The organism is Streptomyces californicus (assembly GCF_000717645.1).
Taxonomy (GTDB): domain Bacteria; phylum Actinomycetota; class Actinomycetes; order Streptomycetales; family Streptomycetaceae; genus Streptomyces; species Streptomyces californicus.
Genome location: NZ_JNZZ01000052.1, coordinates 1 through 13,924 on the forward strand (window position 1 = coordinate 1; position 13,924 = coordinate 13,924).

General features: G+C 74.3%; 12 protein-coding genes. 2 read left to right on the forward strand and 10 right to left on the reverse strand.

Going from position 1 to position 13,924, the window contains the following annotated elements; all coding sequences use genetic code 11:
• Nucleotides 1-416 precede the first annotated feature (416 nt).
• From proC to IF19_RS0133740, 5 genes are all read right to left on the reverse strand, one after another.
• Nucleotides 417-1,226: a pyrroline-5-carboxylate reductase gene (gene proC / locus IF19_RS0133720; RefSeq protein ID WP_030114509.1), complete on the reverse strand. Its 810-nt coding sequence runs from the start codon at nucleotides 1,224-1,226 to the stop codon at nucleotides 417-419.
• Between the two features lie 79 nt (nucleotides 1,227-1,305).
• On the reverse strand, nucleotides 1,306-2,028 hold the full coding sequence (locus IF19_RS0133725; RefSeq protein ID WP_030114510.1) for an ABC transporter permease: 723 nt from the start codon (nucleotides 2,026-2,028) through the stop codon (nucleotides 1,306-1,308).
• Nucleotides 2,025-2,822: an ABC transporter ATP-binding protein gene (locus IF19_RS0133730; RefSeq protein WP_030114511.1), complete on the reverse strand. Its 798-nt coding sequence runs from the start codon at nucleotides 2,820-2,822 to the stop codon at nucleotides 2,025-2,027. Before IF19_RS0133730 ends, IF19_RS0133725 begins: the two co-directional genes overlap by 4 nt.
• A 140-nt stretch (nucleotides 2,823-2,962) precedes the next feature.
• The gene (locus IF19_RS0133735) at nucleotides 2,963-3,499 is read right to left on the reverse strand and encodes a hypothetical protein (RefSeq protein WP_030114512.1); all 537 of its coding nucleotides are present in this window, start codon (nucleotides 3,497-3,499) and stop codon (nucleotides 2,963-2,965) included.
• A 102-nt stretch (nucleotides 3,500-3,601) separates the two neighbouring features.
• On the reverse strand, nucleotides 3,602-3,961 hold the full coding sequence (locus tag IF19_RS0133740; RefSeq protein ID WP_030114513.1) for an SH3 domain-containing protein: 360 nt from the start codon (nucleotides 3,959-3,961) through the stop codon (nucleotides 3,602-3,604).
• A gap of 132 nt (nucleotides 3,962-4,093) precedes the next feature.
• Between IF19_RS0133740 and IF19_RS0133745 the strand changes: the two genes are divergently transcribed.
• A complete protein-coding gene (locus IF19_RS0133745; protein ID WP_030278091.1) occupies nucleotides 4,094-6,286 on the forward strand; it encodes a protein kinase domain-containing protein in 2,193 nt (730 codons plus the stop codon).
• Nucleotides 6,287-6,577: 291 nt separating this feature from the next.
• Here IF19_RS0133745 and ilvD read toward each other — a convergent pair whose 3' ends face one another.
• The 4 genes from ilvD to IF19_RS0133765 form a co-directional block, all read right to left on the reverse strand.
• Nucleotides 6,578-8,428 carry a dihydroxy-acid dehydratase gene (gene ilvD / locus IF19_RS0133750; RefSeq protein WP_030114517.1) on the reverse strand — a complete coding sequence of 617 codons (1,851 nt, stop codon included), beginning with the start codon at nucleotides 8,426-8,428 and terminating at the stop codon, nucleotides 6,578-6,580.
• Between the two features lie 241 nt (nucleotides 8,429-8,669).
• On the reverse strand, nucleotides 8,670-9,380 hold the full coding sequence (locus IF19_RS0133755) for a TetR/AcrR family transcriptional regulator (RefSeq protein ID WP_078580592.1): 711 nt from the start codon (nucleotides 9,378-9,380) through the stop codon (nucleotides 8,670-8,672).
• Complete coding sequence (locus IF19_RS0133760; protein ID WP_030114519.1) at nucleotides 9,377-10,204, reverse strand: sugar phosphate isomerase/epimerase family protein; 828 nt, start codon at nucleotides 10,202-10,204, stop codon at nucleotides 9,377-9,379. Before IF19_RS0133760 ends, IF19_RS0133755 begins: the two co-directional genes overlap by 4 nt.
• A gap of 150 nt (nucleotides 10,205-10,354) precedes the next feature.
• Nucleotides 10,355-11,305 (reverse strand): Ppx/GppA family phosphatase, encoded by a 951-nt coding sequence (locus IF19_RS0133765; protein ID WP_030193962.1) that lies wholly within the window; start codon nucleotides 11,303-11,305, stop codon nucleotides 10,355-10,357.
• 61 nt (nucleotides 11,306-11,366) lie between these two features.
• Between IF19_RS0133765 and IF19_RS0133770 the strand changes: the two genes are divergently transcribed.
• Nucleotides 11,367-12,233, forward strand: coding sequence for a DUF3109 family protein (locus IF19_RS0133770; protein WP_030278092.1), 867 nt, complete (start codon nucleotides 11,367-11,369; stop codon nucleotides 12,231-12,233).
• Nucleotides 12,234-12,492: 259 nt separating this feature from the next.
• On the opposite strand, the gene IF19_RS0133775 is transcribed toward IF19_RS0133770, so the two are convergent.
• On the reverse strand, nucleotides 12,493-13,924 hold a 1,432-nt coding region (locus tag IF19_RS0133775; RefSeq protein ID WP_030290271.1), incomplete at its 5' end, for a BACON domain-containing protein.

A 13,924-nucleotide genomic window follows, 5' to 3' on the forward strand; every position in this document is an offset into this window, starting at 1 on the left:
CTATCAGACTCTTTCGTGCCTGATTCCCGGTCGAAGCGGGCCCTGCGATTCTGCTTGTTTCGCTTTCCAGGTCTTCGCTTTCACGTTTCCCTTTCCGGCGAGTCCGACTCTATCAGATCCTTTCGGGCCTGATTCCCAGTCAGCGGGGCTTGTCTTCCCGGCTGTTGGGCCGTTCCGACGAGTGAGACATTAGCGGATTCCTGCGCCCCGACGCTAATCGGGGTGCGTCCCTTCGAACGCGGATTCCTCATTCCGTGCAGGCGCACGAAAAGGCATGCGACCAGAAGTCGCGTGTCTGTCGTGGTTACTGCGGAATGGCTGTCCGGGGACCGACCGGGGTCGGCGCTCACGTCGGACAACTCGGAGCACACTACGGATCCGCCGGGGGCGTGTCAACCCCCGGCGGGAGCGGTCGGTCAGCCGTTGCCGGAGGCCAGTTCGCGGCTGCGGTCGCGGGCCGCCTCCAGGGCGGCGATGAGGGCAGCGCGGACCCCGTGGTTCTCCAGTTCGCGGATGGCGCTGATCGTCGTGCCGGCCGGGCTGGTCACGGCCTCGCGGAGCTTCACCGGGTGCTCTCCGCTGTCCCGGAGCATGACGGCCGCGCCGATGGCGGCCTGGACGATGAGGTCGTGGGCCTGGGCGCGGGGCAGGCCGAGCAGGATGCCCGCGTCGGTCATGGCCTCCACCAGGAAGTAGAAGTAGGCGGGGCCGGAGCCGGAGAGGGCGGTGGCCGCGTCCTGCTGGGACTCCGGAACGCGCAGGGTCTTGCCGACGCCGCCGAAGATCTCCTCGGCGGTGGCCAGGTGCTCGCCGATGGCGTGGCTGCCGGCGGAGATGACGGACATGCCCTCGTCGACGAGGACCGGGGTGTTCGGCATGACCCGGACGACCGGGGTTCCGGCGGTGAGCCGGTCCTCGATGAACGCGGTGGTGATGCCGGCCGCGGCGGAGATGACCAGCCGGTCGGCGGTGACGTGCGGGGCCAGCTCGTCCAGGAGCTTGCCCATGTCCTGCGGCTTGACCGCGAGGATGAGGACGTCGGCGTTCTTGGCCGCCTCGGCGTTGGTGACGGACTCGACCCCGTACCGCGTGTGCAGTTCACGGGCCCGGTCCGCGCGGCGGGTGGTCACCAGGAGGTGAGCCGGTCGCCAGCCCGCCCGGATCATCCCGCTGAGCAGGGCCTCGCCGATCTTGCCGGTGCCAAGAACTGCGACTGTCTGGGTCATGCGTTCACCCTCCGGGCGGTGCTGGGGCTGTGCTCTGGGCCGGACCGTGCTGCTTCCCCGTCATCCTCGCATCGGGCGTTCACGGTGTCCGGCGGCGGAGGGTGACCGCTCCGAGGCAGAGGACCAGCAGGGCGCTGCCCGCGACCACGACGACGTCGCGCACGAAGTCGCCGGTGACCCCGGTGTGGTGGAGGACCTGGTTCATGCCGTCGACGGCGTACGACATGGGGAGGACGTTCGAGATCGCCTCCAGGACGGGGTGCATCGCCTCGCGCGGGGTGAACAGGCCGCACAGCAGGAGCTGGGGGAAGATCACCGCCGGCATGAACTGGACCGCCTGGAACTCGGAGGCGGCGAACGCCGAGACGAACAGGCCGAGCGCGGTCCCGAGCAGGGCGTCGAGCAGGGCGACCAGGAGCAGCAGCCAGGGCGAGCCGGCGACGTCCAGGCCCAGCAGCCATACGGAGACCGCGGTGGCGAGCGCCGACTGGACGACCGCGACCGCGCCGAACGCGAGGGCGTACCCCCCGATCAGGCCGCCCTTGCCGAGCGGGAGGGAGAGGAGGCGTTCGAGGGTGCCCGAGGTCCGTTCGCGCAGGGTGGCGATCGAGGTCACCAGGAACATCGTGATCAGCGGGAAGATCCCGAGGAGGGAGGCCCCGATGGAGTCGAAGGTCCCGGCCGCCCCGTCGAAGACGTAACGGAGCAGGGTGATCAGCAAAACCGGGACGATCACCAGCAGCGCGATCGTGCGGGGGTCGTGGGCCAGCTGGCGCAGGACGCGGCCGGCGGTGGCGGTCATCGGGGGGCCTCCTCGGTACGGGGCGCGGCCGCGTCGACCAGGTGGAGGAACGCGTCCTCGACGGTCTCCGCCCCGGTGCGGTCCCGCAGGGCTTCGGGGGTGTCCTCGGCGAGGATGCGGCCCTCCCGCATGAGGAGGAGGCGGTGGCAGCGTTCGGCCTCGTCCATGACGTGCGAGGAGATCAGCAGCGCGGTGGAGCGGTCGGCGGCCAGGCGGTGGAAGAGGTCCCACAGGCCCCGGCGGAGTACGGGGTCGAGCCCGACGGTCGGTTCGTCCAGGACCAGCAGATCCGGGGTGCCGAGGAGGGCGACCGCGAGGGAGACGCGGCTGCGCTGCCCGCCGGAGAGCGCGCCGGCGAGGGCGTCCGCGTGGCTCGTGAGGTCGACGTCCCCGATGGCGCGGGCGACGGCGTCGCGCCGGGCGTCCCGGTGGGCGCGGCCGGGGTGCAGGACGGCCGCGAAGTAGTCGAGGTTCTGGCGGACGGTGAGGTCGGTGTAGACGGAGGGCGCCTGGGTGACGTAGCCGATGCGGGGGCGCAGGGCGGGGTCCCCGGCGGGGCGGCCCAGGACGTCGAGGCGGCCGGTGACCTTGGCCTGGGTGCCGACCACCGCGCGCATGAGCGTGGTCTTTCCGCAGCCCGAGGGGCCGAGGAGGCCGGTGATGCGGCCGGGGCGGACGGTGAAGTCGAGGCCGCGCAGGACGGTGCGGTCGCCCCGGACGACGGTGAGGCCGCGGGCTTCGATCGCCGGGTCGGGGGGTGGCGGTGGTGCGGGCGCGGGTTCAGAATTCATCATGTGATGAATTGTTCTCGTGGCGCGTCCTCCCGTCAAGGGGCGGGAGGGTCGGGGAAACAAATCAGCCCGCCGGCGCGGTGCCGGCGGGCTGGTGAGGAGGGGAGGGGCGAGGTGGCGAGGTGGCGAGGTGGCGCGGTGGGTCAGCGGCGCTTCGGGCGTTTGCGGGCCGCCGGGTTCCCGGTACGGGTCGAGCGGCGCTTCTCGTACTGGGCGCGGGCCGTCTCGTACTCGGCGCGGTGCAGCTTCTCGCCCGGGGCCTCGGTGAGCGAGCGGACGAAGTAGGCGAGGAGCGAGCCGATGAACCCGATCGACTTCAGGCCGCGCAGGGCGTCCTCGCGGGACGGGTCCTTCGGGCGGGCGCCGAACCCCTCCCAGGTCTTGCGGAAGGCGATGGCGCTGCAGATGGAGAACATCGCGATGACCAGCGCTCCGACGAAGCCGCCGACGTCCGCGATCTCCAGCCCCTCGTAGGCGAAGCGCAGGACGAAGCAGGCGGCCACGGCGGCGGCCAGCGAGCCGAGGGCGACGCCCGCGCGGCGCAGCCCGTAACCGCCGTCGTGGTCGACCCAGGTCGTACCGAAGAAGCGGATCGGCTCGGGCCGGGGGCCGGAGGGTGTTCCTCCGGAGGCCGGGGTGCCGGAGGGCGGGGTGCCGGGGGCTGCGCTGTTCTCGCTCACGGGGTCGATTATCCCCGCGCGAAGTGTCCGGCGGATCGGGGCGCGGCCCCGGTCACGGTCCGCCGGACATCCCCGGGCCCCGCGAGGCCCGGGGCGGGTGCGTCAGTCGCAGCGCGGCGCGATGTAGCCGTCACGCCCCGTGTAGACGTAGGCGTCCGCGACGAACTGGCCGTTGGCGATGTTGTCCCAGAGGTTCGACGTGCCGTAGGGGCCGGTGACCCGCTCCCCCGGCTTCTGGCAGTAGATCGGGATCTTCTGGTCGTAGGGCAGGGTCCTGACGATGCGGTAGCTGGTGCCCGGCCCGGTGCGGACGTTGACCCGGTAGCCCGGGGCGATCGGGTAGCGGGTTCCGGTCGCGGCGGCCTCCGCGGTGGCCGTGACGGCGTCCGCCGCGGCCACCTCCCCGGCGCCGTCCACGGCCGCGGCCGCCGCCGGTTCCTGCGTGTTCTCTTCAACGCTCATGTGCGTGTCCCCCGTTGAGAATCGCGTACGCCGACGCGTACGACGCGCAGGCTAGCAAGCCCCGTGCTTCCCGGACGCACCATCCACTAGGCTCCGTGCGTCGCATGCGCACGAACACACGGGGGTGGGCGGATGCCGCCGCTGCGAGAGCCCGGAGCGCATCCGGAAGCGGAGTTTCCGCAGTACGCCGGCGCCTACCGTCTCGAAGCCCTTCTCGGCTCGGGCGGCATGGGGGTCGTGCATCTGGCGCGCTCGGCCTCGGGGATGCAGCTCGCGGTGAAGGTGGTGCACGCGCCGTACGCGGCGGATCCCGAGTTCCGGGCGCGGTTCCGGCAGGAGGTCGCGGCCGCGCGGCGGGTCAGCGGTGCGTTCACCGCGCCCGTGGTGGACGCCGATCCGGAGGCCGGCCGGCCCTGGATGGCCACCCTCTACGTCCCCGGTCCGACGCTCGCCGAGCAGGTGAAGCGGAACGGTCCGCTGTCCCCCGCCGCGCTGCGCAGACTCACCGCGGGGCTGGCCGAGGCGCTGCGGGACATCCACCGGGCGGGCGTGATCCACCGCGATCTGAAGCCGAGCAACGTGCTGCTGACCGACGGGGGCCCGAAGGTCATCGACTTCGGGATCTCACGGCCGTACGACAGCGATCTGCGCACCGAGACCGGCAAGCTGATCGGCTCGCCGCCGTACATGGCCCCCGAGCAGTTCCAGCGGCCGCGCGAGGTCGGGCCGCCGGTCGACGTGTTCGCGCTGGGGGCGGTGATCGTGCACGCGGCGACGGGCCGGGGCCCGTTCGACTCGGACAGCCCGTACATCGTGGCGTACCAGGTGGTGCACGACCAGCCGGATCTGGGCGGGGTGCCCGAGGAGCTGGCCCCGCTGGTGGCCCGGTGCCTGGCGAAGGACCCGGCGGAGCGGCCGACGCCGGACGAGGTGATGGAGGCGCTGCTGCCCCCGTCGTACGAGGCCGACGCGTTCGTGCCGGCGCAGCGGCGGCGGCCGGCGGTCGCGGTGGTGGTCGGGGCCACGGCGCCGGACGGGGAGCGGGAGGGCGCGGAGGAGGACACCCATGTGCGCGCCGCGCCCGAGGCCGGCCGCCGGCGGCTGCCGCGTACCCGGCTGGTCGTGGCGGCGGCGCTCCTGCTGCTGGTGGCGGGCGCGGGCGCCGGGGCGTACGCGGTGTGGGGCGGCGGTGGCGGTGCGGACGTGGGCCGGACCGGGCCGGGGACGGAGGGCCGGGCGGGCGCCGGGAAGGCCGGGGGCGCGGTCGCCCCGTGGCGTACCGCGCTGCGGACCGGGGGCGGGGGCGGCACGCCGGTGTGCGCGAGCGCGGGTGCGCGGGGCGCGCTGTACTGCTCGGTGGCCGGGACCGGCACGGTCAGGATCGATCCGGCGGACGGCCGCGTGCTGTGGTCGGCCCCCTCCGCGTCGTCGCGGGAGGTGCGGGCCCCGGTCGTCTCGGGCCCGGTCGTGCTGTCCGCCGGGCCGGACGGCAGGCTGCGCGCCCTCGACCCGGTGAAGGGGACCGCCGTACGGGAGACCGCGCTGCCCGCGCGTCCGGGGGCGGCGTTCCCGGCGGGCGACGCCCTGCTGACCGTGGCGGAGAACGGCACGGTGACGGCGCTGGACGGGGCGAGCGGGGCGACGCGCTGGAAGAAGCCTCTGGTGGGGCACGTACGGCCGGACTTCGCGCTGTACGACCCGGATTCCGGGCTCGCCTACGCCTTCGAGCACACCCCGTCCGGCACCGCGACCCTCGTGACGGCGGTGGACGCGGCGAGCGGCCGGGCCGCGTGGCAGCGGCAGGTGGACGGGGTGCTCACGCCGGTCGCCACGGCCGGGGCCGGGGAGCTGGTGCTGACGGCGATGGACGAGAACTCGGACACGGCGGAGCTGGTCCGGTACGCCCCCGCGACCGGCGCGTCCGCCCGGATCGCACTGCCGTTCGCCCTGGACGGGCCGCAGGTGGCGATGGCCGGGGAGGTGGCATACCTGCTGGCGCGGGGCGGCTCGCTGCTCGCCGTGGACACGGGGGCGGCCGGGGCGGAGGCGGAGCTGTGGCGGCTGGAGACCGGGGTCGGGCGGGCGTCCGCCCCGGTGCTCGGGGAGGGCGGCCGGCTGTACTTCTCCGCCGCCGACGGGCGGCTGCTGGCCGTCGACAGGGAGCGCGGCGCGCTGGTGGGGCAGACCCGGGCGCGGCTGAGCGGCGGGAAGCTCGCGTACGCCTCGGATCTGCCCGCGCCGGTGACGGCGGGGCGGCTGGTCGTGGGCAGCGCGCCGGACGGGTCGGTCTTCGCCGTGGACGGGGCGGACCCGGGGGGCTGGTGAGCGGCCGATGCGCGCCGGTCCACGCCGGGGGGGCTGTGCGGGTCCGCGCTGATGGGCTGTGCGGGTCCGGGCCGGGGGGCTGTGCGGGTCCGCGCTGGGGGGCTGTGCCGGTGGGCTGCGCCGGTCCGCGCTGGGAACGACGCGGGCCCGGACGCCTGGTGAAGGGCCGCGCCGGGAACGACGCGGCCCCGAAGGCCCGGTGAGGGGCCCCCGGGGCCGGGTGCTGCCGGTTCGGGGTGTCGCGCCGGTCCGCGCGACGGCTTCGCGGGTCCGCGGGGCGCGTGCCCCGGTTCAGCCCAGCTTGGAGACGTCGCGGACCGCGCCACGGTCGGCGCTCGTCGCCATCGCCGCGTAGGCGCGCAGGGCGGCCGAGACCTTGCGGTCGCGGTTCTTCGGCGCGTACACCCCGTTCAACGCCGCGCGGCGGGTGGCCAGTTCGGCGTCGTCCACGAGCAGCTCGATGGAGCGGTTCGGGATGTCGATGCGGATGCGGTCGCCGTCCTCGACGAGCGCGATCGTGCCGCCGGAGGCCGCCTCGGGCGAGGCGTGGCCGATGGAGAGGCCCGACGTGCCGCCGGAGAAGCGGCCGTCCGTGACCAGCGCGCAGACCTTGCCCAGGCCCCGCCCCTTGAGGAAGGACGTCGGGTAGAGCATCTCCTGCATGCCGGGGCCGCCGCGCGGGCCCTCGTAGCGGATGACGACGACGTCGCCGGGCTCGATCTCCTTGCGCAGGATCTTGTCGACGGCGTCGTCCTGGGATTCGCAGACGACGGCCGGGCCCTCGAAGGTCCAGATCGACTCGTCGACGCCGGCCGTCTTCACGACGCAGCCGTCCTCGGCGAGGTTGCCCTTGAGGACGGCGAGCCCGCCGTCCGCGGAGTACGCGTGCTCGACGTCGCGGATGCAGCCGCCCGCCGCGTCCAGGTCGAGGGTGTCCCACCGCTCGGACTGCGAGAAGGCGGTGGCGGAGCGGACGCAGCCGGGGGCGGCGTGCCACAGCTCGACGGCCTCGGGGGACGGGGAGCCGCCGCGCACGTCCCAGTCCTTCAGCCACTCGGCGAGGGTGTCGGAGTGCACCGAGTGGACGTCCTCGTTGAGCAGGCCGCCGCGGTGCAGTTCGCCGAGGAGGGCGGGGATGCCGCCAGCGCGGTGGACGTCCTCCATGTAGTACGTGCCGCCGGGGGCGACGTTGGGGGCGACCTTGGACAGACAGGGGACGCGGCGCGAGACGGCGTCGATGTCGGCCAGGTCGTAGGCCAGCTCGGCCTCCTGGGCGGCGGCCAGCAGGTGCAGGATCGTGTTGGTCGAGCCGCCCATGGCGATGTCCAGCGCCATGGCGTTGTCGAACGCGGCGCGGGTGCCGATGGCGCGCGGCAGGACGGTGGCGTCGTCCTGCTCGTAGTAGCGCTTGGTGATCTCGACGATCGTGCGCCCGGCGTTCTCGTACAGCGCCTTGCGGGCGGTGTGGGTGGCGAGGACCGAGCCGTTGCCGGGGAGGGAGAGGCCGAGGGCCTCGGTCAGGCAGTTCATCGAGTTGGCGGTGAACATGCCGGAGCAGCTGCCGCAGGTGGGGCAGGCGTTCTCCTCGATGCGGAGGATGTCCTCGTCGGAGACGGACTCGTCCACCGCGTCGCTGATCGCGTTGACCAGGTCGAGTTTTCGCACGGTCCCGTCGACCAGGGTGGCCTTGCCGGCCTCCATCGGGCCGCCGGAGACGAAGACGGTCGGGATGTTGAGGCGCATCGCGGCGTTCAGCATGCCCGGGGTGATCTTGTCGCAGTTGGAGATGCAGATCAGGGCGTCCGCGCAGTGCGCCTCGACCATGTACTCCACGGAGTCGGCGATCAGGTCGCGCGAGGGCAGGCTGTAGAGCATGCCGCCGTGGCCCATGGCGATGCCGTCGTCCACGGCGATGGTGTTGAACTCGCGCGGGACCGCGCCCGCGGCCTGGATCGCCTCGGAGACGATCCGGCCGACCGGGGCGAGGTGGGTGTGGCCGGGGACGAACTCGGTGAACGAGTTGGCGACGGCGATGATCGGCTTGCCGATGTCCGCGCTCGCTACGCCCGACGCGCGCATAAGGGCGCGCGCGCCCGCCATGTTGCGTCCGTGGGTGACCGTGCGGGACCTCAGCTGCGGCATCGTCGCTCGCTCCTTCGGCAGGGGGCTGCCTACGACAGTGGAGAAAAAAGGCTGTCTTCGAGCGTACGCCCCGGATCCAAGATCTGGACAGTCTGTCCGGTATGCGGGACGCCGTGGTCGGTGGATGGGCGCCGGGGATCGACTGTACAAAGCCGGTGCCGGGTCGGGGGGCGCTCCTCCCCGCAAAGCCGGTGCCGGGCCGGGCGGCGCTCCTCCCCGGCTCGGGCTCAGCGCCTCGGGCTCAGCGCCCGGCCACGTATCGCTGGAGGGTGGGCGCCACCATCGCGACGATCTCCGCCGGGTCCGCCGAGGCGAGCGGTTCGGCGCGGACGACGTACCGGAGCATCACGATGCCGAGCATGTGCGAGGCGGCCAGCTCGGCGCGGAGGGTGGGGTCCGGTACGTCCAGCTCGGCCGCGATCCGCTCCAGCAGCCGCCGCAGCACGAAGTCGCGCAGGACGTTCGCCGCCGCCTCGTGGGTGACGGCGGACCGGAGGATCGCCAGCAGGGGCGTACGGGTGCCGGGGTCCTCCCACACGGAGAGGAAGAAGGCCGCGAGCCGCTCTCCCAGCCCCTCCGGCGGACCGTCCAGCACGGCGGGGAGGACCAGGGCCGGTTCGAAGGTCAGCTCGACGGCGGCGGCGAAGACCCCGTCCTTCGTACCGAAGTAGTGGTGGACGAGGGCGGCGTCGACCCCGGCGGCCTTGGCGATGCCCCGGACCGACGTCTTGTCGTAGCCGCGCTCGGCGAACTCCGTACGGGCCGCCTCCAGGATGCGCGTACGGGCGTCGGGGCCGTCGGCCGCGGCCTTGCGGGAGGGGCGGCCCCGGCGGCGGGGGGCGGTCTCCCCGGCGGCCGCCTTTCCGGTCCCGGGCTCCTCCGCGCTCGCCTTTTCGGCCGCGCCGGCCTCCTCGGTCGCGGCCCCGCCCGTCCCGTTGGTCTCCTCGGTCACGGGCGGTGGATTCCGGGGGACGGATCGGCGGAGGCGGCGGCGAGGTGGAGGCGGGTGAAGGCCAGCGCCTCGGCGAGATCGGCCTCGCGTTCGGCGGAGGACATGGCACGCCGGGTGTTGACCTCGATGACGACGTGCCCGTCGAAGCCCGTGCCGGCCAGCCGTTCCAGCAGCTCGGCGCACGGCTGGTCGCCCCGGCCGGGCACCAGGTGCTCGTCCTTGGCCGAACCCTTGCCGTCCGCGAGGTGGACGTGGGCGAGCCGGTCGCCCATCCGGTCCACCATGGCGAGCGCCTCGGTGCGGGCGGTCGCGGTGTGCGAGAGGTCGACCGTGAAGTGCCGGTAGTCGTCGTTGGTGACGTCCCAGTCGGGGGCGTACGCGAGCATCTCGCGGTCCCGGTAGCGCCACGGGTACATGTTCTCGACGGCGAACCGGACATCGGTCTCGCCGGCCATCCGCCAGATCCCGTTCACGAAGTCGCGGGCGTAGGTGCGCTGCCACCGGAACGGCGGGTGGACCACGACGGTGGAGGCGCCGAGCTTCTCCGCTGCCGCCTTCGCCCGCTGGAGCTTGACCCAGGGGTCGGTGGACCAGACGCGCTGCGTGATCAGGAGGCAGGGGGCGTGCACGGCGAGGATCGGCACCCGGTGGTAGTCGGAGAGCCGCCGCAGGGCCTCGGTGTCCTGGCTGACCGGGTCGGTCCAGACCATGACCTCGACGCCGTCGTAGCCGAGGCGCGCGGCGATCTCGAAGGCCGTCGCGGTGGACTCGGGATAGACCGAGGCCGTAGACAGGGCGACCTTCGCATCGGGGACGCGCACCACTGGTTCTGCCACCTGGCCAGGGTACGGGCAGCCGTGCGCCCGTCCGAGGGCTCCTGGCGGAAAGTGATCAGGGCCATGGCCGCGGTGACCGTACGTCACAGGGGAGCGCCGGAACGTTCCGGCGGCGGGCCCTTCGACCGGCGCCGGCCGTCACCCCGGCAGCGCGGCCCGCTGCGCCGGGAGGTGGTCCAGGCGGCGCAGGATGACGCCCTCGCGCAGGGCCCAGGGGCAGATCTCCAGCTCCTCGACGCCGAACAGGTCCATCGCCCCCTCGGCCACCAGCGCCCCGGCGAGGAGCTGGGCGGCCCGGCCCTCGGAGACGCCGGGGAGCCGGCCGCGCTCCTCGACGGTCATCGCCGCCAGCTTCGGCACCCACTCCTCCAGCGCCTTGCGGGTCAGCGAGCGCTGGACGTACAGCCCCTCGGTGGAGCGGGCGGCTCCGGCGATCCGGGCGAGTTGCTTGAAGGTCTTGGAGGTGGCGACGACGTGGTCGGGCCGGCCGGAGCGGCTGAACTCCCCCACGGTCCGCGCGATGCTGGCGCGGACGTGCCGGCGCAACGCCCTGACCTGCTCGGGCTGTGCCGGGTCGTCCGGCAGCCAGGCCCCGGTGAGGCGGCCCGCGCCGAGCGGCAGGGAGACGGCGGTGTCGGGCTCCTCGTCGATGCCGACGGCGATCTCCAGGGAACCGCCGCCGATGTCCAGGACCAGCAGCTTCCCCGCCGACCAGCCGAACCAGCGGCGGGCGGCCAGGAAGGTCAGCCGGGCCTCCTCCTCGCCGCTGAGGACGGCGAGGTCGACGCCGGTCTCGATCCGTACGCGCTCCAGCACCTGGTCCGCGTTGGTCGCCTCGCGCACGGCGGAGGTGGCGAACGGCAGGACGTCCTCGCACCCCTTGTCCTCGGCCGCCCGGAGCGCCTCGGTGACCGTCGTCACCAGCCGGTCCACGCCGAGCGGGCCGATCGCACCGGCTTCGTCGAGGAGTTCGGCGAGCCTCAGCTCGGCCTTGTGCGAGTGCGCGGGCAGCGGGCGGGCGCCGGGGTGGGCGTCGACCACCAGCAGGTGAACCGTGTTCGAACCGACGTCGAGGACTCCGAGTCTCATACGGGAACGCTACTGCGCCGCGGAGCACCGTCCGTGCGCCGGTCGGACTTACGCTGGGCGCGTGCCAAAGACGAAAAAGGCTAAGCCGGACAAAGCCACGAAGAAGCAGAAGTCGAACAAGCAGGCGTCGGGACCGGAGGCGAACGGGCCGGACCCGTCCGACGAGAAGGGACTCGACTTCGCACGGGCCTGGGTGGAGTTCCCCGACCCGGCCGACGACGAACAGGTCTTCCGCTGCGATCTGACCTGGCTCACCTCGCGGTGGACCTGCGTCTTCGGCAGCGGCTGCCAGGGCATCCAGGCGGGCCGGGCGGACGACGGCTGCTGCACGCTGGGCGCGCACTTCTCCGACGAGGACGACGAGAAGCGGGTCGCGGAGCACGTGGCCCGGCTCACGCCCGAGCTGTGGCAGTTCCACGACGTCGGTACGGAGACGGGGTGGGTCGGCGTCGACGAGGACGGCGAACGCCAGACGCGCCGCTGGGAGGGCTCCTGCATCTTCCAGAACCGGCCGGGGTTCGCCGCCGGGGCGGGCTGCTCGCTGCACATCCTCGCGCTGCGGGAGGGCAAGGAGCCGCTGGAGACCAAGCCGGACGTGTGCTGGCAGCTTCCGGTGCGGCGGACGTACGACTGGATCGACCGGCCCGACGACACCCGGATCCTCCAGGTGACGATCGGCGAGTACGACCGCCGGGGCTGGGGTCCCGGCGGCCACGACCTGCACTGGTGGTGCACCTCGGCGACCTCGGCGCACGGGGCGGGCGAGCCGGTGTACGTCTCCTACCGTCCGGAGCTGATCGAGCTGATGGGCAAGGAGGGGTACGACCGGCTGGTGGAGCTGTGCGAGGAGCGGCTGTCGGCGCTGCTGCCGATGGCGCCGCACCCGGCGGACCCGCCGCTCCCGGCGCGGGCGGCGAAGAAGCGCTGAGGAAGAAGCGCTGATGAGGCGCCGCCGGAGCGCTGCGGGGGCACTGACGGATCGCCGAGCGGGGCGGTGAGCTGACACAGCGCTGAGTGGGGTGTTGAGCGGGCGGTGAGCTGGGTGCTGACACAGCGCTGAGTGCGGTGCTGAGCTGAGCTGGCGGTGAGCCGGGTGCTGACACAGCGCTGTGCGGAGCGGTGGGCTGGGCGGTGAGTTGGTTGCTGACGGAGCGCTGAGCTGGGCGGTGGTCGGGCTTACGGGGGGGTCAGCCGGTCGTCGGGTCCGGGTCGGTCGGGGTCGGGTCCGTGGGCGCCGGGTCCGTCGGACCGGTCGGGGTCGGGGTCGGTTCCGGCGGGTCCGTGGTCTCCGGCGGATCGGTCGGCTCCGGCGGGTCCGTGGGGTCGGTCGGGCCGGGGCCCGGGTCCGTGGGGCCGGGGTCGGTCGGGCCGGGATCGGTGGGTCCGGGGTCGGTCGGCCCGGGGTCCGTGGGGCCCGGCCCGGTCGGGCGCGGGGCGGGTGTGCCGGGGCGGGTGGGGCGCGGGCCCCCCGTCGTCGGAACCGTGCCCCCGTACCCGTCGATGAGCACGGCGGAGCCCGAGGGCGTCAGCGAGATCCGGGCCCGCCACGGGCCGGGCGGCTGCGCGTGCCGGATCACCGTGACCGTGACCGTGGTGGATCCTCCGGCGGCGAGCGTGCCCGACGTACGGCTCAGGCGCAGCCAGTGCGCGTCGGCCGCCGCCGACCAGCTCACCGGCTCCCCGCCGCCGGCGGTCAGGGTGAGCGTCGTGACGGCGCCGGAGGTCCGGGCCGTCACCGTCAGCCGGGCGTCGCCGTGGCGCGCGCCGCCGACGCTGACCACCTCGGCGGAGACGTCCGGGACCCGCGCCCCGAAGCGGTCTCCGGGCGGGCCGCCGCCGTTCTCGGACGGGTCGCCGTCCATCCCGCCCGCGCCGTCCGCCTCGGTGGCGGTGACCGACGAGCCGTCGTGGCCCTCGCCGGTGTGGGGCGCTCCCCGGTACGCGGCCCACAGGGCGATCACGGGGGCGGCGACCACCGTCGCGACGACCGTCGTCGTCACGACCCGGGCGCGCAGCCGGTCCCGGCGGGCGGCCTGGTCCTTGGGATCGAGCGGGTACCCGGCCCGGTCGAGGCGCGGTCCGGCGACGCGGGCGCGCTGCGCCTGCGCCATGGCGACGTACACGGAGGGGCGCGGGGCGTCGACCAGGGGCAGGGCGGCGACCGGCGCGGCCCCGGGCCAGGGGCCTGCGGCGTCCGCCCGCTCGGCGGCGCGCCGGCAGCGGGGGCAGTCGTCGACGTGCTGGACCAGTTCCCGGCGCAGGTCGGCGGAGAGTGGCGCCCGCTGGTCGCCGGTGAGCCCGGCGACGGTGGGGCAGCCGCCGGCCCTGACGACGGCGAGGGCGGCGCGGGTGCGCTCCACCTCGCAGGCCGCTCCGGCCAGCAGTTCCCGGGCGGTGGCGGGCTCCAGTCCGAGGACGGCGGCGACGGCGGGCGGGGCGAGGCGGTGGCGTACGGCCAGTTCGAGGGCTTCGCGCTGCTCCGGGGTGGTGCCCGCGGCCTCGGGCCAGGCGAGCGTGGCCAGCTCCCGGCGGCGGGCCTCGGCGGCCGGCGACTCGGCGGGGACGGGGGTGGCGGCGTCCTCGGGGGTGGTGGGCGCGGGGTGCTGCGGGGTGGTGGCG